At 60.8% G+C, this 23343-nt stretch carries 18 protein-coding genes; 2 read left to right on the forward strand and 16 right to left on the reverse strand.

Annotated features, from left to right (window positions below; all coding sequences use genetic code 11):
• Positions 1–222: 222 nt before the first annotated feature.
• The 16 genes from F8N62_RS15830 to leuC all read right to left on the reverse strand — a co-directional run bounded on the left by F8N62_RS15830 (position 223) and on the right by leuC (position 18815).
• On the reverse strand, positions 223–999 hold the full coding sequence (locus F8N62_RS15830; RefSeq protein ID WP_150709172.1) for an SDR family oxidoreductase: 777 nt from the start codon (positions 997–999) through the stop codon (positions 223–225).
• Positions 996–2207, reverse strand: a complete 1212-nt coding sequence (locus F8N62_RS15835; RefSeq protein ID WP_150709171.1) for an O-succinylhomoserine sulfhydrylase — start codon at positions 2205–2207, stop codon at positions 996–998. Before F8N62_RS15835 ends, F8N62_RS15830 begins: the two co-directional genes overlap by 4 nt.
• Before the next feature lie 64 nt (positions 2208–2271).
• Positions 2272–3777, reverse strand: a complete 1506-nt coding sequence (purF, locus tag F8N62_RS15840) for an amidophosphoribosyltransferase (protein WP_007935163.1) — start codon at positions 3775–3777, stop codon at positions 2272–2274.
• A gap of 41 nt (positions 3778–3818) precedes the next feature.
• Complete coding sequence (locus tag F8N62_RS15845; RefSeq protein WP_150709170.1) at positions 3819–4379, reverse strand: CvpA family protein; 561 nt, start codon at positions 4377–4379, stop codon at positions 3819–3821.
• 99 nt (positions 4380–4478) lie between these two features.
• Complete coding sequence (locus F8N62_RS15850; RefSeq protein ID WP_150709169.1) at positions 4479–5159, reverse strand: SPOR domain-containing protein; 681 nt, start codon at positions 5157–5159, stop codon at positions 4479–4481.
• Positions 5143–6450 (reverse strand): bifunctional tetrahydrofolate synthase/dihydrofolate synthase, encoded by a 1308-nt coding sequence (gene folC, locus F8N62_RS15855; protein WP_150709168.1) that lies wholly within the window; start codon positions 6448–6450, stop codon positions 5143–5145. Before folC ends, F8N62_RS15850 begins: the two co-directional genes overlap by 17 nt.
• The gene (gene accD, locus F8N62_RS15860) at positions 6447–7367 is read right to left on the reverse strand and encodes an acetyl-CoA carboxylase, carboxyltransferase subunit beta (protein ID WP_150709167.1); all 921 of its coding nucleotides are present in this window, start codon (positions 7365–7367) and stop codon (positions 6447–6449) included. The genes folC and accD overlap by 4 nt, the downstream gene beginning before the upstream one ends.
• 182 nt (positions 7368–7549) lie before the next feature.
• Positions 7550–8170: a phosphoribosylanthranilate isomerase gene (locus F8N62_RS15865; protein WP_150709166.1), complete on the reverse strand. Its 621-nt coding sequence runs from the start codon at positions 8168–8170 to the stop codon at positions 7550–7552.
• Positions 8171–8233: 63 nt separating this feature from the next.
• Positions 8234–9088, reverse strand: coding sequence for a tRNA pseudouridine(38-40) synthase TruA (gene truA / locus F8N62_RS15870; RefSeq protein ID WP_412071960.1), 855 nt, complete (start codon positions 9086–9088; stop codon positions 8234–8236).
• A 260-nt stretch (positions 9089–9348) separates the two neighbouring features.
• Positions 9349–12009: a FimV/HubP family polar landmark protein gene (locus tag F8N62_RS15875; RefSeq protein ID WP_150709165.1), complete on the reverse strand. Its 2661-nt coding sequence runs from the start codon at positions 12007–12009 to the stop codon at positions 9349–9351.
• Positions 12010–12216: 207 nt separating this feature from the next.
• On the reverse strand, positions 12217–13227 hold the full coding sequence (locus F8N62_RS15880; RefSeq protein ID WP_150709164.1) for an aspartate-semialdehyde dehydrogenase: 1011 nt from the start codon (positions 13225–13227) through the stop codon (positions 12217–12219).
• A gap of 214 nt (positions 13228–13441) precedes the next feature.
• Positions 13442–14554, reverse strand: coding sequence for an aspartate-semialdehyde dehydrogenase (gene asd, locus F8N62_RS15885; RefSeq protein WP_150709163.1), 1113 nt, complete (start codon positions 14552–14554; stop codon positions 13442–13444).
• Positions 14555–14622: 68 nt separating this feature from the next.
• Positions 14623–15705: a 3-isopropylmalate dehydrogenase gene (leuB, locus tag F8N62_RS15890; RefSeq protein ID WP_150709162.1), complete on the reverse strand. Its 1083-nt coding sequence runs from the start codon at positions 15703–15705 to the stop codon at positions 14623–14625.
• 65 nt (positions 15706–15770) lie between these two features.
• Positions 15771–16538, reverse strand: a complete 768-nt coding sequence (locus F8N62_RS15895; protein WP_150709161.1) for a class I SAM-dependent methyltransferase — start codon at positions 16536–16538, stop codon at positions 15771–15773.
• A 199-nt stretch (positions 16539–16737) separates the two neighbouring features.
• Positions 16738–17382, reverse strand: coding sequence for a 3-isopropylmalate dehydratase small subunit (gene leuD / locus F8N62_RS15900; protein ID WP_150709160.1), 645 nt, complete (start codon positions 17380–17382; stop codon positions 16738–16740).
• Positions 17383–17384: 2 nt separating this feature from the next.
• Complete coding sequence (gene leuC, locus F8N62_RS15905) at positions 17385–18815, reverse strand: 3-isopropylmalate dehydratase large subunit (RefSeq protein WP_150709159.1); 1431 nt, start codon at positions 18813–18815, stop codon at positions 17385–17387.
• A 140-nt stretch (positions 18816–18955) separates the two neighbouring features.
• Between leuC and F8N62_RS15910 the strand changes: the two genes are divergently transcribed.
• A complete protein-coding gene (locus F8N62_RS15910) occupies positions 18956–19846 on the forward strand; it encodes a LysR family transcriptional regulator (RefSeq protein ID WP_150709158.1) in 891 nt (296 codons plus the stop codon).
• Positions 19847–19912: 66 nt separating this feature from the next.
• Complete coding sequence (locus F8N62_RS15915; protein ID WP_150709157.1) at positions 19913–23191, forward strand: PAS domain S-box protein; 3279 nt, start codon at positions 19913–19915, stop codon at positions 23189–23191.
• Positions 23192–23343 lie beyond the last annotated feature (152 nt).

Genomic DNA, 23343 nt, shown 5'->3' on the forward strand with positions numbered 1-23343 from the left:
TGCTTCTCTGAGGCCGCGAAATTTACGCAGGTAACGAACCTAAGTCAATAGCAGGATTGAAGTTTTTCCGAGAAAGACAAAAATACTTCATTCCTGACAATGTCGGCTTTTGACAGACCGCATTCGCGAGCAGGCTCGCTCCCACATTGAAACGCGGCGCCCCTGTCGGAGCGAGCCTGCTCGCGAAGACGGCAGCACATTCAATACCAGTGCTGGATCCTGCTACTCGCTGTAAATCATCTTCTTGGTCATGCCACCATCGACCACAAACTCCTGCCCGGTAACAAACCCGGCATTCTTCGACAACAACCACGCCACCATCGCCGCAACGTCTTCGACCGTCCCCACCCTGCCCGCCGGATGCTGCGCGTGGTCGGCATCGGTGAGCGGCTCGGCACGTCTCACGACGGGATCCCGCGCATCGATCCAACCCGGGCTCACAGCATTGACGCGAATCTCCGGCCCGAGGCTGATCGCCAGCGCGTGAGTCAACGCCAACAGGCCGCCCTTGCTCGCCGCGTAGGCCTCCGTGTCGGGTTCTGACTGACCGGCGCGGGTCGAGGCCAGATTGACGATCGCACCACTGTGAGCGCGCAGGTATGGCGCACAATGCTTGGCTAATAACATCGGCCCGCTGAGGTTCACCGCCAGCACCCGATTCCAGTACGCCAGATCGAGACTTTCCAGGGTGATGTTGTGCGGATCAGCCACGGCAGCGTTGCACACCAGCGCATCCAGACGCCCGAACTGTCCCAGCACTTCGGCAACACCCAGCGCCACCTGCCCTTCGTTCGACACGTCCATGGCGATGAACCAGGCATTGTCGCCCAGCACTTTCGCCACTTTTGAACCGCGCACCCTATCCAGGTCCGTCAGTACCACCTGCCAGCCTTCGCTGATCAGCCAAGCGGCGATCCCCAGCCCTATGCCCCGTGCTGCACCGGTCACCACTGCAACGCGGCCATTGGCACCGGAGGTCGGCGTGGACAACTCGATCACAAGGCCGCCAACCCACGCGACAGATCGGCCTGCAGGTCGGCCACGTCTTCCAGGCCTACCGCCACCCGGATCAGGCTGTCGCGAATGCCCGCCGCTTCACGCTCTTGCGGCGCCAGACGACCGTGAGAGGTGGTGCTCGGGTGAGTGATGGTGGTTTTGCTGTCGCCAAGGTTGGCGGTGATCGAAATCAAACGGGTCGCATCGATAAAGCGCCACGCGCCCTCTTTGCCGCCCTTGACCTCGAAACTCACCACGGCGCCGAAGCCTTTCTGCTGACGCAAGGCCAGTTCGTGCTGCGGATGGCTCTTGAGGCCGGCGTAATGGACTTTCTCGATACCGTCCTGCTGCTCCAGCCACTCGGCCAGTTGCTGCGCGTTGGCGCAATGCGCCTTCATCCGCAGGCTCAGGGTTTCCAGGCCTTTGAGGAAGATCCAGGCGTTGAACGGGCTCAGGGTTGGCCCGGCGGTACGCAGGAAACCGACGATTTCTTTCATCTGCTCGCTGCGACCGGCGACGACACCGCCCATGCAACGACCCTGGCCGTCAATGAACTTGGTCGCCGAGTGCACGACGATGTCCGCACCCATCTTCAGCGGCTGCTGCAATGCCGGCGTGCAGAAGCAGTTGTCGACTACCAGCATCGCGCCTTTGGCGTGGGCGATTTTCGCCAGTTCGGCGATGTCCACCAGCTCGGCCAGCGGATTGGACGGAGACTCGACGAACAGTAATTTGGTGTTGGCCTTGATCGCCGCCTCCCAACCGGACAAATCCGCCAGAGGCACGTAATCGACTTCGATGCCGAAGCGTTTGAAGTATTTCTCGAACAGGCTGATGGTTGAACCGAAGACGCTGCGCGAGACCAGCACATGGTCGCCCGCGCTACACAGGCTCATCACCACTGCCATGATCGCAGCCATGCCGGTGGCGGTGGCGACCGCTTGCTCGGCGCTTTCCAGCGCGGCGATGCGTTCTTCGAACGCGCGCACGGTCGGGTTGGTGTAACGCGAGTAGACGTTGCCCGGTACTTCCCCGGCAAAACGCGCCGCTGCGTCGGCGGCGGTGCGGAACACGTAGCTGGACGTGAAGAACATCGGCTCACCGTGTTCGCCTTCCGGCGTGCGGTGCTGACCGGCGCGAACGGCCAGGGTATCGAACGCTACGCCTTCGAGGTCGCTGTCCAGCCGACCGGCATCCCAATCCTGACTCATGCTGTCACTCCTTGCCTTGCTCTTTTAGTAGATACAAAACCGGCCCCTCAGGGCCGGTAGTTACTCAGTTGTTATACAGATCAATGATCGCGCTGACCGCCTGCGTCTTGACCTTGGAGGCATCGTTGCGTGCCTGCTCGATCTTGTTCAGGTACGCCTCGTCGACGTCGCCGGTGACGTACTGGCCGTCGAACACCGCGCAATCGAACTTGTCGATCTTGATCTTGCCGCCACCGACCGCTTCGATCAAGTCAGGCAAGTCCTGATAGATCAGCCAGTCAGCGCCGATCAGGTCAGCAACGTCCTGGGTCGAACGATTGTGGGCGATCAGCTCGTGAGCGCTCGGCATGTCGATCCCGTAGACGTTCGGGTAGCGAACGGCCGGTGCCGCCGAGCAGAAATACACGTTTTTCGCGCCGGCTTCGCGAGCCATCTGGATGATCTGCTTGCAGGTGGTGCCGCGCACGATCGAGTCGTCCACCAGCATCACGTTCTTGCCGCGAAATTCCAGCTCGATGGCGTTGAGCTTCTGGCGTACGGATTTTTTCCGTGCGGCCTGGCCCGGCATGATGAAGGTCCGGCCGATGTAGCGGTTCTTCACGAAGCCTTCGCGGAACTTGACGCCCAGGTGGTTCGCCAGCTCCAGGGCTGCGGTGCGGCTGGTGTCCGGAATCGGGATGACCACGTCGATGTCGTGATCCGGACGCTCGCGCAGGATCTTCTCGGCCAGCTTCTCACCCATGCGCAGACGGGCTTTGTACACCGAGACGCCATCGATGATCGAATCCGGACGCGCCAGGTAGACGTGTTCGAAGATGCACGGGGTCAGGGACGGGTTGGTCGCGCACTGGCGGGTGTGCAGCTTGCCGTCTTCAGTGATGTAGACCGCTTCGCCCGGGGCGAGGTCGCGGATCAGGGTGAAACCGAGCACGTCCAGGGACACGCTTTCGGAAGCGATCATGTACTCGACGCCTTCGTCGGTGTGACGCTGGCCGAAAACGATCGGGCGGATGCCGTGCGGGTCGCGGAAACCGACGATGCCGTAACCGGTGACCATCGCCACGACGGCGTAGCCACCGACGCAACGGTTGTGCACGTCAGTGACGGCAGCGAACACGTCTTCTTCGGTCGGCTGCAACTTGCCGCGCTGGGCCAGCTCGTGCGCAAACACGTTGAGCAGCACTTCCGAGTCGGAATTGGTGTTGACGTGGCGCAGGTCAGATTCGTAAATCTCCTTGGCCAGCTGTTCAACGTTGGTCAGGTTACCGTTGTGCGCCAAGGTGATGCCGTAAGGCGAGTTGACGTAAAACGGTTGAGCTTCGGCCGAAGTCGAGCTGCCTGCGGTCGGGTAACGCACATGGCCAATGCCCATGTGGCCGACCAGGCGCTGCATGTGACGCTGATGGAACACGTCACGCACCAGGCCATTGTCCTTGCGCAGGAATAACCGGCCGTCATGGCTGGTCACGATACCGGCAGCGTCCTGGCCGCGGTGCTGGAGGACGGTTAGCGCGTCATACAGCGCCTGATTGACGTTCGACTTACCGACGATACCGACGATGCCACACATGCGACGCAACCCCTACTTAATGGATCTGAACTGAACACAACTCACTGAGGCGTTTTGGCCATCGGCAAGAGGTGTTCCTTGAACGGTATCTCAGCGGGTACGCTGATACCGCTGGCCAGCCACTGACTGCTCCACCCGAGGATCAGGTTTTTGGACCAGTCTGCAACCAATAGAAATTTTGGCACGAGTTGCGACTGTTGCCACCACCCGTCCTGCTGTACCGGCCCCAGGCTCAACAGCCCGACCGCCACGACCACCAGCAACACGCCACGCGCGGCGCCGAAGGCCATGCCGAGGAATCGATCGGTCCCGGACAAGCCGGTGACGCGAACCAATTCGCCGATAAGATAATTGATCATTGCGCCTACGATCAGCGTGGCGACAAACATAATTGCGCAGCCCGCGATCACGCGGGCCGAAGGTGTTTCGATGTATCCGGCGAGGTATTCGGACAATGCACCACCGAACATCCAGGCGACGACTCCTGCGATGATCCAGGTCACCAGCGATAACGCTTCTTTGACGAAGCCGCGGCTCAGACTGATCAATGCGGAGATGGCGATGATTGCAACGATCGCCCAGTCAACCCAGGTAAATGGCACAGTGCAGCCTACAGACGGATAAGGCGGCGCATTTTAGCAGAGCCCATGCTTATCGGTAAGCTGCGATTGTCAGTGCATTTCAAATCGGGGCGATAGTTTTTAACCGCGCTCAGGCTGGAAGCGCACGACAAAACCCTTGAGGTTCTGCTGCCGGTTCAACAAGTCACGCAGACGATCGGCTTCTGCCCGCTCGATCAGCGGCCCGACGAACACCCGATTCTTGCCGTCCGCGGTGCGAATGTAGGCGTTGTAGCCTTGGCTGCGCAGGGTTTTTTGCAGGTTTTCCGCACTGGCGCGATTCGACAGGCTGGCCAGTTGCACCGACCAGCTGACCGACAGGCCATTGGCATCGACGCGGCTTTGCGTGGTGTCAGGTTTGCCGGGGGTGGCAGTGATTGGCTGGCTCGGCGCGGTCGTGGGTTTGCTCACCGGAGCCGGTGCCGGCGGTGGCGTTACCGGTTTCGTGGCGGGCGCAGGCGCTGGAACGACTGGCGCAGCCGGGACAGTCGGTGCGATCGGCATCGCCGGCTCTTCTTGCTGCGCGATGTCGTCATCGCTCGGCACCGGTTCCTGGGGCAAGGCTTGCGGCTCAGGCACGACCACCGGCTCAACCTGCACTTGCGGCACCGAGGGCGCCTGCGGTGCTGCCGGCGCTTCGACCGTGACCTGGCGCTGTTCGTCCTGACGGGAAAACAGCATCGGCAGGAAAATCACTGCCAGCGCCACCAGTACCAGGGCGCCGACCATGCGTTGTTTGTAGGCCTTATCCAGCAATGCCATTTGCCGCTTCCTCCGTGGAGCGCCGGGCCAGCCATTCAAGGGCCTCGGCGACACAATAAAATGATCCGAACAACAGAATCTCGTCGTCGCTCGTCGCTTGCGCGCACTGCCCTTCCAGGGCGGCGGCCACGCTGTCATAGGACGTTACCGACGCACCAAGGTTCTGCAACACCCGGTGCAAATCGGCAACCGGTCGCGCCCGCGGTGAATCCAGCGGTGCGACAGCCCAGTGCTGGACACTAGCATTCAATTCGCCGACAACACCATCCAGATCCTTGTCCGCCAGCAATCCAAACACCGCCAGGCGCTTGCCAATGGGTGGGCGACTGGCCAGACGACGAGCCAGATACTCGGCGGCGTGGGGGTTATGCCCGACATCCAGCAACAGATTCAGGCGCTTGCCCTGCCAGTCGAACTCACGGCGATCGAGGCGACCGACCACCCGCGTGGCTTTCAACGCATCAATGATCTGCGCGTCCACCCACGGCAGACCGAGCAGCAGATAGGCCTGCAGCGCGAGCGCGGCGTTTTCCATCGGCAAATCGAGCAACGGCAGACCGTGCAGCTCAACGACCTGCCCTTGAGCGTCGACACCGCGCCATTGCCAGTCGTGATCGGTCACACCGAGGTCAAAATCGCGCCCACGCAGGAAAAACGGGCAAGCCAGCTCGCGCACTTTATCCAGCAGAGGTTGTGGAGGATTCAGATCGCCACAGAGCGCAGGCGCGCCCTGGCGGAAGATGCCGGCTTTCTCGTAAGCCACGGATTCACGGGTGTCGCCCAGGTAATCCGCGTGATCAACGCCGATGCTGGTGACCAGCGCCATGTCAGCGTCCACCACGTTGACCGTGTCCAGACGCCCGCCCAGACCGACTTCCAGGACCACGGCATCCAACGCTGACCGTTGAAACAGCCAGAACGCCGCCAGCGTGCCCATCTCGAAATACGTCAGGGACGTGTCGCCACGACCGGCCTCTACCGCAGCAAAGGCCTCGCACAGCTCGGCATCAGTCGCTTCGACGCCATTGACCTGCACCCGCTCGTTGTAACGCAGCAAGTGTGGAGAGTTGTAGACACCCACCTTCAGACCCTGCGCCCGCAGCAACGAAGCCACGAAGGCGCAGGTAGAACCCTTGCCGTTGGTGCCAGTGACCGTGATCACCCGAGGGGCCGGCTTGCCCAGTCCCATGCGGGACGCTACCTGTTGCGAGCGCTCAAGGCCCATGTCGATGGCCGAAGGGTGCAACTGCTCAAGGTAGGCGAGCCACTCGCCAAGGGTGCGTTGGGTCATATGTTTGCAGGCACCGGCGGAACCACGATTGGCTCGATAGGCGCGGCGACGAATTTTGGCGTCGGCTTGCCGGTCAGTTGCGCCAGCAGGTTACCCAGACGCGGACGCAGCTCCTGACGGTGAATGATCATGTCGATCGCGCCATGCTCCAGCAGGAACTCGCTGCGCTGGAAGCCTTCCGGCAGTTTTTCGCGAACAGTCTGCTCGATTACGCGCGGACCGGCGAAGCCGATCAGGGCTTTCGGCTCGCCGACGATCACGTCGCCAAGCATCGCCAGGCTGGCGGAAACGCCGCCGTAGACCGGGTCGGTCAACACCGAGATGAACGGAATGCCTTCTTCACGCAGACGCGCCAGCACCGCCGAGGTCTTGGCCATTTGCATCAGGGAAATCAGGGCTTCCTGCATCCGCGCACCACCGGAAGCGGCGAAGCAGATCATCGGGCATTTGTTTTCCAGCGCGTAGTTGGCGGCGCGAACAAAACGCTCACCGACGATGGCGCCCATGGAACCGCCCATGAAGGAGAACTCAAAGGCCGAGACCACCACTGGCATGCCCAGCAAGGTGCCGCTCATCGAGATCAATGCATCTTTTTCGCCCGTCTGCTTTTGCGCGGCAACCAGGCGATCCTTGTATTTCTTGCCGTCACGGAATTTCAGACGGTCAACCGGCTCCAGGTCCGCGCCCAGCTCGTTGCGGCCTTCGGCGTCGAGGAAAATGTCAATGCGGGCGCGGGCGCCGATACGCATGTGGTGGTTGCACTTGGGGCAAACGTCCAGGGTCTTTTCCAGCTCCGGACGATACAGCACAGCCTCGCAAGACGGGCATTTGTGCCACAGACCTTCAGGCACCGAGCTCTTCTTGACCTCGGAACGCATGATCGAAGGGATCAGTTTGTCTACTAACCAGTTGCTCATGCTTTCTTTCTCCAGTACCGGCGGCCCGAACGCTCTGGTTCGCAGCCCCGCGTATGCCCTTGAGCTAAATTCATGTGTGTGGCGATGATTGAAGGGAGGCCGGATCAGCTAAACGTGACCTGCGTACACCCCAAAAACCCTCAGCCATGCCTGTGGACGGCGGCAGTGTGCCAGCCGTCACATCAAGTAACGCGTACCGCTTTAATGAACGCCTGAATCTTTGCGTGATCCTTGATGCCCTTGCTCGCCTCTACCCCGCCGCTGACGTCTACGGCATAAGGCCGAACCCGTGCAATCGCTTCAGCGACGTTATCCGGCGTCAAGCCACCCGCCAGAATGATCGGTTTGCTCAAGCCTTGCGGTATCAAAGACCAGTCGAACGCTTCGCCGGTTCCGCCCGGTATGCCTTCAACGTAGGCGTCGAGCAGGATACCGCTGGCGCTCGGAAATGCATCGCATGCCGCGGCGATATCGTCACCGGCCTTGACCCGCAGCGCCTTGATGTACGGCCGATGCCAGCCCTCGCAATCGGCGGCGGTTTCGTCGCCATGGAACTGCAACAGGTCCAGCGGCACGGCGTCGAGCAATTCGCCCAACTCGCAGCGGCTGGCGTTGACGAACAAACCCACGGTAGTAACAAACGGCGGCAGCGCCTTGATGATGTCGCGCGCCTGCTGAAACGTTACGGCCCGCGGGCTCTTGGCGTAAAACACAAACCCAATGGCGTCCGCCCCGGCCTCGACTGCCGCCAACGCATCTTCTATGCAGGTAATCCCGCAAATCTTGCTGCGAACGGCTGACATGTCGATAAAACCCCAAGGCAAATCCGAGAAAGTCCCGGATGGTAACAAATGCGTTCGAGGGCGTCAGCCGTCAAGTTCGGCGAAACCGGTGAGGAAGTGTGGGCCGATGTAACGCTCAGGCAATTCGAACTCGTCGCGGTACTCGACCTGCACCAGATACAGGCCATAGGGATGCGCCGTCACCCCGCCGGAACGCCGGATGCGGCTCTCCAGCACTTCTTTCATCCACGCCACCGGACGCTCGCCGGCGCCGATGGTCATCAGCACGCCGGCGATGTTACGCACCATGTGGTGCAGGAAGGCGCTGGCGCGAATGTCCAGCACGATCATCTTGCCGTGGCGGGTGACGCGCAGATGATGCAGTTCCTTGATCGGCGATTTGGCTTGGCACTGACCCGCGCGAAAAGCACTGAAATCGTGGGTGCCGACCAGGTACTGCGCGGCCTCGGCCATGCGCTCGACGTCGAGGGGGCGGTGGTTCCAGGTAATTTCTTCGTTCAGGTGCGCCGGTCGGATCTGATCGTTGTAGATCACGTAGCGATAGCGCCGGGCGATGGCCTTGAACCGTGCGTGAAAATGCGCCGGCATGACCTTGGCCCAACTGACACTGACATCGTGGGGCAAATTGATGTTGGCACCCATGACCCAGGCTTTCATCGAACGCTCGACCTGCGTGTCGAAGTGCACCACCTGACCGCAGGCGTGCACGCCGGCATCTGTGCGCCCGGCGCAGAGCAGCGACACCGGCGAGTCGGCGACTTTGGACAAGGCCTTTTCCAGGGTTTCCTGCACGGTGAGCACGCCGGACGCCTGACGCTGCCAGCCGCGATAACGCGAGCCTTTGTATTCAACGCCCAGGGCGATCCGGAAAAAGCCGTCGGCTGCCAGTTCGGCGGCCGGGTTATCTATATTTGCCAAGGAGTGACAGCCTGCTGAGGTACGCAAAGGCGGGCATTATAAGGCTGTGAGTCGGGGATGCCAGTGCAACCGTCAGAACTGTGTTGAAGGTGATGACCCCTTCGCGAGCAGGCTCGCTCCCACAGGGTTTTTGCGCTGCCCACAAAACCCGTGGGAGCGAGCCTGCTCGCGAAAGCGGCGGGACAGACACCCTCACAGCCGGCGCAAACAAAAACGGCAGCCTCACCGGGCTGCCGTTTTGTTTACGCCTTATCGATCACTCAAGCCAGTCGCGAAAGCATTTCCTCGGCTTCGCTCTTCTGACCCGCATCACCTTCGGTCACCACCTCATTGAGGATGTCCCGAGCGCCGTCGGCGTCGCCCATGTCGATGTAGGCCTGGGCCAGATCGAGCTTGGTGGCGACTTCATCGGTGCCTGAGAGGAAATCGAATTCCGGCTCATCCGCCGCAGAGGCCAATGCATCTTCTGCGGTGAAAGTCGGCTCGCCCATGCTCTGGGACAGACGATCCAGCTCGGCGTTGACGTCATCCAGTTCGGCCGCAAAAGCATCCGGCGCGTCAGGCGCGTCCATTTCATCGGCCAGCGACAAGTCGAAATCGGCGGGCAACTCGAGATCGTCCAGCGCCACTTCAGGGACAGGCGGTACTTCAGCCGCAGGTAGGTCCTTGACGTCGTCGTCCAGGCTCAAGAGGAAATCGTCTTCAGCGAGGGTCGCCGGCGAAGGATTGCCACCGAGATCCATGTCCAGATCGAAGTCTGAGAGGTCGTCGAGGTTTTCCTTGATTTCAGTCTGCTGTTGCAGCACCGACTCAAAGCTCAGGTCGTCGTCCAGCGGAAACTCGTCGAGCTCGGCCAAGGATTCTGGCTCGGGCGCGGGCTCTGGAACTACGACTGCAGGCGAGGCCGTTTCCAAGTCGTCCAGACTCAGATCGAACGCGCTGTCGAAGTCATCATCGGCCAGTGTCGGTGCCGGTTCTTCCGGCTCGTCCATCAACAGGTCCTTGACGTACTGGGCGTCGAGTTCGGCAGCGATGGCCGCCGCCGCCAAACCACCGGCGATAACCGCCATGGCCGGAAAACGGCTTTTCAGCTCTTCCACACGGGCGAAGTTTTCACCGTTGGCTACCAGTTGACGCTCTTGGGCCACAAATGCATCGCGATCACCCTGCTGACCGTAGACTTCCATCAATTTCAGCCGCAGGTCACTGCGCTGAGGCTCCTGCTTGATGCCATCTTCGAGCAAGGCTGCGGCCTGATTCAGACGACCGGCAGCGAGGTGCGACTGCGCCTTGGTCAGCACGTCGTCATCGGGATGGCCCGCGGGCGAGACCAGCGGTGCGGCGATTGGCGGTGTCACCACCACGGGCGCAATAATCGGGGCGGGAGCCGGGGTTGGCTCCGGCTCGGGGGTCGGAGGGGTCGGAGGGGTCGCGAGTTTCACGCTCGGCGGCGGCACTTCCAGGCCTTCGAAACTGCTTTCCGGCAAGTCCTGATGAACAGAGAATTCCTGCTCTTCGGACAAGGCACGGGCCATGCGCAGGTGTTTCTCTGCTTCCTGCTGGGCCTTGCGGCGACGGGCCAGCAACAACAGCAACAGCAGCAGAACCACCGCACCGCCGCCGACCAGACCCAATAGCACCGGATTCGTCAGCAGGTCATTGAATTTTTGCTCGTCGGACGCTGCAGGTGTCGGCTCGACCGGAGCCGGCGCGGCCTCAGGAGTGGCCGCCGTCGGAGCCGGCGTTACCGGCGCTGTTTCGGCAGGCGCAGCTTCGGGTGCTGGCGCAGGACTCGGCGTCAGTTCGGCCGAAACGACTGGAGTTGTCCCCGCATCGGCAGCCGGTGCCTCAGGTATAGCCGCAGCACCCGCTGCGCCTTCAGCCTGCAACTTGGCCAGTTGATTGTTCTTCAGTTCGATCAGCCGCTGCAGCTTGTCCATCTGACTCTGCAGGTCGGTCATGCGGCTTTTCAGCTCAGCGTTGTCACGACGGGTGGTATCGAGGCTTTCCTTGGTCACGGCCAGCCTGTTCTTCGCGTCGCCTGCGGCGCCTTTGCCCGTCTTGCCGGACTCGCCAGAGATCAGGCTCAGATTGTCCTTGGCGGGTTGCGCAGGAGCGCCATCAGCGCGAGGGCGCTTGGTGGCGTCGAGTTGCTGCTGCCCTGCCCCCGGCTTCGCCACATAGCGACGACCTTGACGCCACGCGGTGTTCTGCGCGGCGACTTCAGCAATGGCCTTGGGTTGCGGCAACGCGGCGCTTTGTGCCTGATCCGGCAAGCGCAGGACCTGACCGGTTTTCAGCAAGTTGATGTTGCCGTTGATGAACGCATCCGGGTTCAGCGCCTGGATCGCCAGCATGGTTTGCTGAATCGAGCCGCCGTTACGCGCCTTCGCGGCGATTTCCCACAAAGTATCGCGCGGCGTAGTGGTGTATTCGGTGGGTTTGGTCGCGCCGGTGACCGGGGCGGTGACCGCCTGAGTCGGTGCCGGTTGCGCCGCCGCGTCAGCGGTTTGCGGCGAGAATTTCGATGGATCGAGCAGCACGCTGTAATCGCGCAACAGGCGACCATTGGGCCACGTCACCTGAACCAGAAATTTGAACATCGGTTCGGACAGCGGCTTGCTGGACGTCACGCGCAGAATGCTTTTGCCACTGGGGTTGAGCACCGGGGTGAAGCTCAAGTCATTTAGAAATGCCTGACGGTCGACACCGGCCCGGATGAAATCTTCCGGATACGCAAGGCTCGGCACCACTTCGGCCGCGGTGAGATCCTTGACGTCGAGCAGCTCGATTTCTGCATCCAGCGGCTGGTTCACCGACGACTTCAGGGTCAGTTCCCCGAGTCCGAGGGCATGCGCCATACCGGAGGACAGCGCCGAGGCGGCCGCTATTGCTAACACCAGTTTGCGAACTTGAACCATAGCCTCATCCTTTGTTTGAACATTCCTCGGCCAGCGAGAAGGTGTTGATAGTCGCTGCCGTAAGGCATTGCGCGCGGCGGCGAAGGGTCGCCGCGCGCGATCATTTCTTTCATGCCCGGAAAGCCCCGCAGGGCGGCTCGCCATCAGCAATCTGGCCAAGCATAGCGCCCGGCGAGAATCATTCTGCAAATTGTGTCCAAGTATCTTTTACAGCAGGTCTTTTATCAACAATTCGGCGACCTGCACAGCATTGAGCGCCGCGCCTTTGCGTACGTTATCTGACGTCAGCCACATATTTAGTTCCGACGGGTCGTCGATTCCCGCGCGAACCCGACCGACGTAGACCACGTCCTGCCCTACCGCATCGCCGACAGCCGTAGGGTAATCGCCGGCTTCCACCAGCTCGATACCCGGAGCGTCTTCCAGCGCTTCGTTGATTTTCGCCAAGTCCACATCGCTACCGGACTGCAAGGTCACGTTAAAGCTATCGCCAAAAAACACCGGGGCTTGAATGCAAGTGACGGAAATCTTTAATAAAGGCAACGCCATGACCTGACGCAGCTCGCGCACCAGGCGTTTTTCCAGCAGCGTATGACCCTGGTCATCCGGCTTGCCGACTTGCGCCAGCAGGTTGAACGCCATCTGCCGATCGAAGAAGGTTGGTTCCAGCGGGCGCACGTTCAGCAGCTCGGCGGTTTGCCGGGCCAGCTCGGTCACGGCTTCGCGCCCCTGGGCAGAGACGGCCAGGCTGGCGGTCAGGTTGATGCGTTGCAGATCAAGCAAACCGAGGAGCGGCGCCAGCACCACGGCCAACGTGGTCGCCGACGGGCTGGGACTGCTGACCTGGAACGGTTTTTTCAGGTTGGCCAGCACCTGGGCATTGGCTTCGGGCACCACTTGCGGCGCCTGATCGGCGGGCAAGGCGCCGGACAGATCGATCAGCGAGCAACCGGCGGCGGTGGCTCGCGAAGCAAAACTCAGGGTCACCGCCGGGCCTGCAGCGAAAAACACCAATTGCACTTTGCTGAAATCGAATTCATCGACCTCACGCACCCGCACGTTCTTGCCGCGAAACGGCACCGAATGCCCGGCGGATTCGCTGCTGGCCAACAGGTGCAGATTGCCCACCGGAAAATCGCGCTCCTCGAGAATCTGCACCAGCGTTTCGCCGACAGTACCGGTGGCGCCGATCACGGCAATATCAAAGGACTGGCTCATGGTTCTACCTCTGGCGAAACGGGGGGAGCGGCACTTTACCGGGTGGGTGGCGGTTCGGCAATTTAGAGCCAAAGATCGCAGCCTTCGGCAGCGCCTACAGTGACCGCGTGCAAACCCGATCCTGTAGGAGCTGCCGAAGGCTGCGATCTTTCCTGAGGCTCAAAAAAAACCCGCGTCTTTTTCAAGACGCGGGTTGTTTTATTGCTTCAATCAATTAACGCTCAAGCAGAATCCGCAGCATGCGACGCAGCGGTTCGGCCGCGCCCCACAGCAGCTGGTCGCCGACGGTGAACGCGCCGACGTATTGCGTGCCCATGTTCAGCTTGCGCAGACGACCCACCGGAACATTCAGGGTGCCGGTGACCTTGGTCGGGCTCAACTCCTGCATGCTGATTTCACGGTTGTTCGGCACCAGTTTGACCCAAGGGTTGTGCTGGCTGATCAGCCCTTCGATGTCGGCGATCGGTACGTCTTTGTTCAGCTTGATGGTCAGCGCCTGGCTGTGGCAGCGCATGGCGCCGACGCGCACGCAGATGCCGTCGACCGGGATCGGGCTCTTGAAGCGGCCGAGGATCTTGTTGGTCTCGGCCTGGGCCTTCCACTCTTCGCGGCTCTGACCGTTCGGCAGTTCCTTGTCGATCCACGGGATCAGGCTGCCGGCCAGCGGTACGCCGAAGTGTTCAGTCGGGTACGCGTCGCTGCGCATGGCTTCGGCAACACGGCGGTCGATGTCGAGGATCGCGCTGGCCGGGTCGGCCAATTGATCGGCGACTGCGCCGTGGGTTACACCCATTTGCTTGATCAGTTCACGCATGTGCTGCGCGCCGCCACCCGAAGCGGCCTGATAGGTCATGGCGCTCATCCACTCCACCAGACCGGCTTCGAACAGACCGCCCAGGCCCATCAGCATCAGGCTGACCGTGCAGTTGCCGCCGATGTAGTTCTTGGTGCCCGCGTCGAGCTGCTGATCGATGACCTTGCGGTTCACCGGGTCCAGCACGATCACCGCGTCGTCCTGCATGCGCAGGCTGGAAGCGGCATCGATCCAGTAACCCTGCCAGCCGGCTTCGCGCAGTTTCGGGAAGACTTCGCTGGTGTAGTCGCCACCCTGACAGGTCAGAATCACGTCGAGGGTTTTCAGCTCTTCAATGCTGTAAGCGTCCTTGAGCGGAGCAATGTCCTTGCCCACGGACGGGCCTTGGCCACCGACATTGGAAGTGGTGAAAAACACCGGCTCGATAAGATCGAAATCCTGCTCTTCCAGCATCCGCTGCATGAGCACGGAACCGACCATACCGCGCCAACCGATCAGACCTACACGTTTCATCGCAACTACACCTTCTTGAAAAGTGGGCCGCTGCTTTCGAAGTGGAAAGTGGCAGCGGGCCCGAGAGATTACAGATTCCGCAACGCGGCGACTACTGCGTCACCCATTTGCTGCGTACCGACTTTAGTGCAACCGGCCGACCAGATGTCGCCCGTGCGCAGCCCTTGATCCAATACCAGGCTCACGGCCTTCTCGATCGCATCCGCTGCGGACTGCTGATTGAAGCTGTAACGCAACATCATCGACACCGACAAAATGGTCGCCAGCGGGTTGGCAATGCCTTGGCCCGCGATGTCCGGCGCCGAACCGTGGCACGGCTCGTACATGCCTTTGTTGTGCGTATCGAGCGACGCCGACGGCAGCATGCCGATGGAACCGGTGAGCATCGACGCCTGGTCGGACAGGATGTCGCCAAACAGGTTGTCGGTGACGATCACGTCGAACTGCTTCGGCGCGCGCACCAGCTGCATGGCGGCGTTGTCGACGTACATGTGGCTCAGTTCGACTTCCGGGTAATCCTTGGCCACTTGCTCGACGATTTCACGCCACAACTGGCTGGACGCCAATACGTTGGCCTTGTCCACCGAGCACAGCTTCTTGCCACGCACCATGGCCATGTCGAAACCGACACGGGCGATGCGGCGGATTTCGCTCTCGCTGTAGGGCAGCGTGTCGTACGCCTGACGCTCGCCATTTTCCAGGGTGCGAGTGCCACGCGGCGCGCCGAAGTAGATACCACCGGTCAGTTCGCGAACGATCAGGATATCCAGGCCCGAAACGATTTCCGGTTTCAGGCTCGAAGCCTCGGCCAGTTGCGGGTACAGGATGGCCGGGCGCAGGTTGCCGAACAGGCCCAGTTGCGCACGGATTTTCAGCAGGCCGCGCTCAGGGCGGATGTCACGCTCGATGGTGTCCCATTTCGGGCCGCCCACAGCGCCCAGCAGAACCGCGTCGGCTGCGCGGGCACGCTCCAGGGTTTCGTCGGCCAGCGGCACGCCGTGCTTGTCGATGGCCGCGCCGCCGATCACGTCGTGGCTCAGCTCGAAGCCGAGGCTGTACTTGTCGTTGGCCAGTTCCAGCACCTTGACCGCTTCGGCCATGATTTCCGGGCCGATACCGTCACCCGGGAGAATCAGAATCTGCTTGCTCATGCTTTCCTCATGTCATCAGTCGGTGCGCCCGTGGGCGCACCCGGAAAAAGTCTATCGTTCGGCGCTTATCGTTCTGCCCATAGCACCAGCACATCAGTACTGAACGAACCATCGGCCTCAATTTCAAAATATTCGCGTACTTCGTTGCCCATCGACTGCTGCAACTCGCGGATCGCTGCGCGCATCACCGGCGGTGTGCGCATGCGTTCGACCCAACTGTTGTACTCCAGACGCAGGCGTTGACGGGTGGTGCTGCGAGTGTGCAGCCCCGCCTCGCTGACCTGACGCAACCACTCACCGGCAGAATAATCGCGCACATGGCTGGTGTCGCGCAGCACTTCGACGCTTTGCAGGTAAGTGTCGAACAGCGGGCTGCCCGGTGACAACACGTCAATGAACGCCGCCACACCACCCGGCTTGAGCACCCGACGCACTTCACGCAAGGCCTGGCCGAGATCGCTCCAATGGTGCGCCGAATAGCGGCTGAAGACGAAATCGAACTCGCCATCGGCGAACGGCAAGTGTTCGGCGGCACCGAGGACCGTGGACACGTTGCTCAAGCCACGATCGACGGCGGCAGCGGTCACCACGTCGAGCATTTGTGGTGACAGGTCGTACGCCACCACTTCCCTGACCAGCGAGGCGACGTGAAAACTCACATGTCCGGCGCCGCACCCCAAGTCCAGCACGCGTGCATCGCCCTGCCCGGCCAGCTCAGCCTGTAGCAGAGCAAATTCAGTGCCTTGAGCGTGGACAGCGCTGCTCAGGTAGGCCGCGGCCTGTTCACCGAATTGCTTCTGGACGACTTGGGTGTGTTGGGCGGTGCGGGTCATGGGAATTCCTTTTTGGGGTTGCCGTTTTCTCAAGATCAAAAGATCGCAGCCTTCGGCAGCTCCTACATGGAATGGCATGCACCTGTAGGAGCTGTTTTCTCAGGCAAAAGATCGCAGCCTTCGGCAGCTCCTACATGGAATGGCATGCACCTGTAGGAGCTGCCGAAGGCTGCGATCTTTTGAGGGTCACCTCAAATCATCAGGCATCACGAAACAACCAAGGCTGGCTAGCACGATGCTTGGCCTCAAACGTCGCAATCGCCTCATGGTCCTGCAAGGTCAGGCCGATGTCGTCCAGCCCGTTGAGCAGGCAATGCTTGCGAAACGCGTCAATCTCAAAGCTCAACACCTTGCCATCCGGACGGGTCACGGTCTGGGCTTGCAGATCGACCTGCAACTGATAGCCAGGATTCGCTTCGACCTGCTTGAACAACTCATCCACGTCAGCGTCACTGAGGATGATCGGCAGCAGGCCGTTCTTGAAGCTGTTGTTGAAGAAAATGTCGGCATAGCTCGGCGCAATGATGCTGCGGAAACCGTACTCTTCCAGCGCCCACGGCGCGTGTTCGCGGCTGGAACCGCAACCGAAGTTTTCCCGGGCGAGCAATACGCTGGCGCCTTGATAACGCTCGGCGTTGAGCACAAAGTCCTTGTTCAGCGGGCGCTTGGAGTTGTCCTGATACGGCTGCCCGACGTCCAGGTAACGCCATTCATCGAACAGGTTCGGGCCGAAACCCGTGCGCTTGATCGACTTCAGGAATTGCTTCGGAATGATCTGGTCGGTGTCGACGTTGGCACGATCCAGAGGCGCGACAAGGCCGGTGTGCTGGGTAAAAGCTCTCATGTTTACTGCGCTCCCTGAGTCAATTCACGGACGTCGATGAAACGCCCGTTCACCGCGGCGGCGGCGGCCATGGCCGGGCTCACCAGGTGAGTACGACCACCGGCGCCCTGCCGGCCTTCGAAGTTGCGGTTGGAGGTCGACGCGCAATGCTCGCCCGATTCCAAACGGTCCGGGTTCATCGCCAGGCACATCGAGCAACCCGGCTCACGCCATTCGAAACCGGCCTCGAGGAAAATCTTGTCCAGACCTTCGGATTCCGCCTGCGCCTTTACCAGGCCCGAGCCCGGCACCACGATGGCCTGCTTGATGGTCGACGCCACTTTGCGACCCTTGGCGATGACGGCGGCAGCGCGCAAATCTTCGATCCGCGAGTTGGTGCAGGAGCCGATGAACACACGGTCCAGTTGAATGTCGGTGATCGCCTGATTGGCAGTCAAACCCATGTACTTCAAGGCGCGCTCAATGGAACCGCGCTTGACCAGATCCATCTCCTGCGCAGGGTCCGGAACGTTCTGATCGACGGCCAGGACCATCTCAGGCGACGTGCCCCAGCTGACTTGCGGTTTGATCTGGGTGGCGTCGAGTTCGACGATGGTGTCGAATTTGGCATCTTCATCCGTTACCAGGTCTTTCCACGCTTCGACGGCCAGGTCCCATTCCGCGCCTTTCGGGGCGAATGGACGGCCCTTCACGTAGGCCACGGTTTTTTCATCCGCCGCCACCAGCCCCACGCGTGCGCCAGCCTCGATGGACATGTTGCAGATGGTCATGCGGCCTTCGACCGACAGATCGCGAATCGCGCTGCCGGCGAATTCGATGGCATGGCCGTTACCGCCGGCGGTGCCGATCTTGCCGATCACGGCGAGAACGATGTCCTTGGCGGTCACGCCGAACGGCAACTGGCCTTCGACCGACACCCGCATGTTCTTCATTTTCTTGGCGACCAGGCACTGAGTGGCAAGCACGTGCTCGACCTCGGAAGTGCCGATGCCGTGAGCCAGCGCGCCGAAAGCGCCGTGGGTCGAGGTGTGAGAATCACCACAGACCACGGTCATGCCCGGCAAGGTCGCGCCCTGCTCCGGGCCGATCACGTGAACGATGCCTTGACGCACGTCATTCATCTTGAATTCGACGATGCCATATTCGTCGCAGTTATCGTCGAGGGTCTGAACCTGCAAACGCGAGACCTGGTCGGCAATGGCTTCGATCCCGCCCTTGCGCTCCGGCGTGGTCGGTACGTTGTGGTCCGGGGTCGCGATGTTGGCATCGATGCGCCATGGCTTGCGCCCGGCAAGACGCAGGCCTTCGAAGGCTTGCGGCGAAGTCACTTCGTGAATGATGTGACGATCGATGTAAATCAGCGCAGAGCCATCGTCGCGCTGTTTAACCAAGTGCGAATCCCAGAGTTTGTCGTAGAGCGTTTTGCCGGCCATCAGACGGTTTCCTCATCAGCGTGTTTCTATGCCCTGGATCGTGAGAGACCCTTCGGCTTGTGAGGTCGATCCTAGGGGGTTACATTAAATAACTCAAATTCATATTTTTTATGCTTTGGATAACCAACTGGAATACATCAATGGACCTCGCCAACCTCAATGCCTTTATCGCTATTGCCGAGACGGGAAGCTTCTCCGGTGCCGGGGAACGGTTGCACCTGACGCAGCCGGCGATCAGCAAGCGCATTGCCGGGCTGGAACAACAGTTGAAGGTGCGCCTGTTTGATCGCCTCGGGCGCGAAGTCGGCCTGACCGAGGCCGGTCGCGCCCTGCTGCCGCGGGCCTACCAGATTCTCAATGTGCTGGACGACACCCGCCGCGCGCTGACCAACCTCACCGGCGAAGTGACCGGGCGGCTGACCCTGGCCACCAGTCACCACATCGGCCTGCACCGCTTGCCCCCTCTATTAAGGGAGTTCACTCGACGTTACCCACAAGTGGCGCTGGATATTCAGTTCCTCGATTCGGAAGTGGCCTACGAAGAAATCCTCCATGGCCGGGCGGAACTGGCGGTCATCACCCTGGCGCCCGAGCCCCACACCCTGGTCAAAGCCACACCGGTCTGGGACGACCCACTGGATTTCGTGGTTGCCCCGGAGCATTCACTGATCAGCAATGGACCGGTCACCCTCGCGGACATCGCCCTCCATCCAGCGGTATTTCCCGGCGGCAACACCTTTACTCACCACATCGTCCATCGGCTGTTCGAAGCACAAAACCTGGTGCCGAATATCGCCATGAGCACCAATTATCTGGAAACCATCAAGATGATGGTGTCGATCGGCCTGGCCTGGAGTGTGTTGCCGCGAACCATGCTCGATGATCAAGTGGCGCGCATACCTTTGCCGGGCATACAGCTCACTCGCCAGCTAGGCTATATCTTGCACACCGAACGGACGCTATCGAACGCAGCACGGGCCTTCATGGCTTTACTGGATGCGCAAATCGAACGGCCAGGGACTCAAGGCTAACGAGTGCTACTGCGATAGAGCCGCGAATGTCTGTGCCTAACACCCACATCAGCCCAAGGCTTGCCAATGCCGAAATCTGTTGACCGTATTCCGCCGATGCCACGTATTCAGGCGCTTGACCCGAAACGGTCCGAGCAGAGCTGGGAAAGCGCACCACAATTACTCGCCGCCCTTAACGGCGCGCGTTTGGGCGCCTGGTATTGGGACATCGAACGCGGGCAGATCAGCTGGTCGCGGGGTACGCAGGCACTGTTCGGTTTCGATCCCCACCAGCCGTTGCCGGCCGATCTGGAATACCTCGACCTGTTGCCGCCCGAAGACCGGGCCAAAACCATTCGCGCGTTCCACGCCGTGATTGCCGGCGCTCCCCTGGAACAGGCCATGCACCACCGCATTCGGTGGCCCGACGGCAGCCTGCACTGGCTGGAGATAAACGGCAGCCTGCTGCCGGACAAAGACGGGCGCCCGCGGATGATCGGGGTTATCCGCGAGATCACCCATCAACGCCAGCGCGAACAGGCACTGAGCAGCTCGGAAAAACGCTTCGCGACGTTGTTTCATCTATGCCCGAACATGGTCTTGCTGACCCGTCAGGAAGACGGCCTGATCACCGAAGCCAACCAGTATTTCGAAAGCCTGTTCGGCTGGCCGGTGCAAAATGCGATTGGCCGCACCACCCTCGAACTGGGTTTGTGGGTGCACCCGGAGCAACGGGAAAAACTGGTCAAGGCGACCAAGGCCAAAGGCGATCTGGTCAGCATGGAAGTGCAGTTTCGCGCGAGCAATGGCCAGGTCCATGACGGCATTCTCAGCGCGCAAAAAGTCGAGCTCGAGGGGCAGCCCTATCTGCTCAGCACCTTCCTCGACACCACGGAAAGCAAGGCCGCCGAACTCGCCCTGAAAGACAGCCAGGAGCGCCTCGACCTGGCCCTGGATTCGGCACAACTGGGCACTTGGGACTGGCACATTCCCAGCGGTATGCTCTATGGCTCGGCACGCGCCGCGCAGTTGCACGGGATGGAAGCGAAGCCCTTCCATGAATCGTTCGAAGAGTTTTTCGAAGGCGTGCCCGGCGAAGAACGCGACAGCATGCGCGACGCTTACCGCAGCCTGCGCGAAGGCCCGGCCGGCAACTATCAACTGACCTACCGCGTGCAGCTGGAGGACGGCACTTCCCGTTATCTGGAAAGCCGCGCCCGGCTCTATCGCGATGAAAACGGTGTGCCGCTGCGCATGGCGGGCACCTTGCTGGACATCACCGACCAGGTGGAACGCGAACAAAAACTGGTCGCCTCCGAAGAGAAATTTGCGACGCTGTTTCAAGTCAGTCCGGACCCGATTTGCGTCACCCGCCAGGACACCGGCCAGTTCATCGAAATCAATTCCAGTTTTACCCAGACCTTCGGCTGGAGTACCGCCGAAGTCATCGGCCGCACGGCTGACGAAATCGGCCTGTGGGACGCGACTGCAAAAAGCCTGCGCCGGATCGAACAGGTCATCCGCGAACAGGGCCTGAACAACGTCGCCATCCTCGTGCAGCACAAGGACGGCCAACCGCTGACCTGCGTGATTTCCAGTCGCCAGATCAACGTCGGCAATCAGCCGTGCATCGTCACCACCTTGCGCGACATCACCCAGCAGCAACGTTCCGAAGCGGCGCTCAAGGCCAGCGAAGAGAAGTTCGCCAAAGCCTTTCACTCCAGTCCCGACGCCATCACCATCACCGAGCGCGACACCGGGCGCTATCTGGAGGTTAACGATGGTTTCTGCCGCCTGACGGGTTATCGCGCCGACGAGGTGATCGGCCGCACGGTGTATCAAGTCGGCATCTGGGCGGAAGAGAAACAACGTTCAGCGTTGCTGGCCGAGCTACAGATCAAGGGTCGGGTGCATCACCAGGAAATGCTCGGTCGCAACAAGCGCGGCGAGTTGCTGACCGTCGAAGTCTCGGTGGAGCCCATCACCCTCAACGAAACCGCTTGCCTGCTGCTGACCGCGCGTGACGTCAGCCTGCTGAAAAACGCCGAAGCGCAGATCCGTCACCTGGCCTATCACGACCCGCTGACCAATCTGCCCAATCGCGCGCTGCTGATGGACCGCCTGAGCCAGCAGATCGCCCTGCTCAAACGCCACAACCTGCGCGGCGCCCTGATGTTTCTCGACCTCGACCACTTCAAGCACATCAATGATTCACTCGGCCACCCGGTGGGCGACACGGTGCTGAAAATCATCACTGCGCGCCTTGAAGCCAGTGTGCGCATGGAAGACACCGTGGCGCGGCTGGGCGGTGACGAATTTGTGGTGCTGCTCAGCGGCCTCGAGGGCTCGCGCAATGAAGTCAGTGACCAGGTCCGCGAACTGGCGGACACCTTGCGCGAACTGCTGTCCGAGCCGATGTTTCTCGACGGCCAGCGGTTGCAAGTGACCCCGAGTATCGGCATCGCGCTGATTCCCGATCACGGTTCGACCCCGACCGACCTGCTCAAGCGCGCCGATATCGCGCTGTATCGCGCCAAGGATTCGGGGCGCAACACCACGCAGATGTATCACAACACCATGCAGAAGGCCGCGAGCGAACGCCTGCGCATGGAAACCGATTTGCGCCTGGCGCTTTCCCGGGGCGAATTCGACGTGCATTACCAGCCTCAGGTGGACGCCCGCGACAATCGCATTGTCGGCGCCGAGGCGTTGGTGCGCTGGAACCACCCGGAGCTCGGTGCGCAATCACCCACTGAGTTCATCAAGGTTCTGGAAGATAGCGGCCTGATTCTTGAGGTCGGCACCTGGATTGTCGACGAAGCCTGCAATGCCTTCAAAACGTTGATTGCCGAGGGTCTGATCGATCCACTGAATTTCAGCCTGTGCGTGAACATCAGCCCACGGCAGTTTCGCCAGAACGACTTCGTCGAGCGCATCGAGCAGTGCCTCAGCAGTCACGGTCTGCCTTCCTCGCTGCTGAAACTGGAAATCACCGAAGGCATTGTCATCCAGAACCTGGAAGACACCATCAACAAGATGCACCGCCTGAAAAAACTCGGCGTGAGTTTCGCCATGGACGACTTCGGCACCGGTTACTCCTCGCTGACCTACTTAAAGCGCCTGCCGGTCGACACCCTGAAAATCGACCAGTCGTTCATCCGCGACGCCACCACCGACCCGAACGACGCCGAGATCATCCGCGCCATCGTCGCCATGGCCCGCAGCCTCGATTTGAAAGTCATCGCCGAAGGGGTGGAGACGCCGGAGCAGTTGGAGTTTTTGCAGGGGCTGGGTTGCCATTTTTATCAGGGGTATTTGCATAGCCAGCCATTGCCGGTGGAGTCCTTCCAGAAACTCTTGAAATAAGGGGGACGGCGTAAGAGCTGCCGAAGGCTGCGATCTTTTGATTTTGATTTTGATTTTGATTTTCAGTGACACAACTCGCTTAAAGATCAAAAGATCGCAGCCTTCGGCAGCTCCTACGGGTGACAGACGCAAAAAAGGGCGCCATTGGCGCC

It is taken from the genome of Pseudomonas fluorescens (assembly GCF_902497785.1).
GTDB lineage: Bacteria > Pseudomonadota > Gammaproteobacteria > Pseudomonadales > Pseudomonadaceae > Aquipseudomonas > Aquipseudomonas fluorescens_BO.

Coding starts and splice junctions, on each gene's coding strand:
- leuD (WP_150709160.1), bottom strand. CDS start 17,382: ATGAGAGCTTTTACCCAGCACACCGGCCTTGTCGCGCCTCTGGATCGT.
- F8N62_RS15915 (WP_150709157.1), top strand. CDS start 19,913: ATGCCGAAATCTGTTGACCGTATTCCGCCGATGCCACGTATTCAGGCG.
- F8N62_RS15835 (WP_150709171.1), bottom strand. CDS start 2,207: ATGAGTCAGGATTGGGATGCCGGTCGGCTGGACAGCGACCTCGAAGGC.
- F8N62_RS15880 (WP_150709164.1), bottom strand. CDS start 13,227: ATGAGCCAGTCCTTTGATATTGCCGTGATCGGCGCCACCGGTACTGTC.
- accD (WP_150709167.1), bottom strand. CDS start 7,367: ATGAGCAACTGGTTAGTAGACAAACTGATCCCTTCGATCATGCGTTCC.
- F8N62_RS15850 (WP_150709169.1), bottom strand. CDS start 5,159: ATGGCATTGCTGGATAAGGCCTACAAACAACGCATGGTCGGCGCCCTG.
- F8N62_RS15875 (WP_150709165.1), bottom strand. CDS start 12,009: ATGGTTCAAGTTCGCAAACTGGTGTTAGCAATAGCGGCCGCCTCGGCG.
- leuC (WP_150709159.1), bottom strand. CDS start 18,815: ATGGCCGGCAAAACGCTCTACGACAAACTCTGGGATTCGCACTTGGTT.
- leuB (WP_150709162.1), bottom strand. CDS start 15,705: ATGAGCAAGCAGATTCTGATTCTCCCGGGTGACGGTATCGGCCCGGAA.
- asd (WP_150709163.1), bottom strand. CDS start 14,554: ATGAAACGTGTAGGTCTGATCGGTTGGCGCGGTATGGTCGGTTCCGTG.
- F8N62_RS15895 (WP_150709161.1), bottom strand. CDS start 16,538: ATGACCCGCACCGCCCAACACACCCAAGTCGTCCAGAAGCAATTCGGT.
- F8N62_RS15865 (WP_150709166.1), bottom strand. CDS start 8,170: ATGTCAGCCGTTCGCAGCAAGATTTGCGGGATTACCTGCATAGAAGAT.
- folC (WP_150709168.1), bottom strand. CDS start 6,450: ATGACCCAACGCACCCTTGGCGAGTGGCTCGCCTACCTTGAGCAGTTG.
- F8N62_RS15910 (WP_150709158.1), top strand. CDS start 18,956: ATGGACCTCGCCAACCTCAATGCCTTTATCGCTATTGCCGAGACGGGA.
- purF (WP_007935163.1), bottom strand. CDS start 3,777: ATGTGTGGCATCGTCGGTATCGTCGGTAAGTCGAACGTCAATCAGGCG.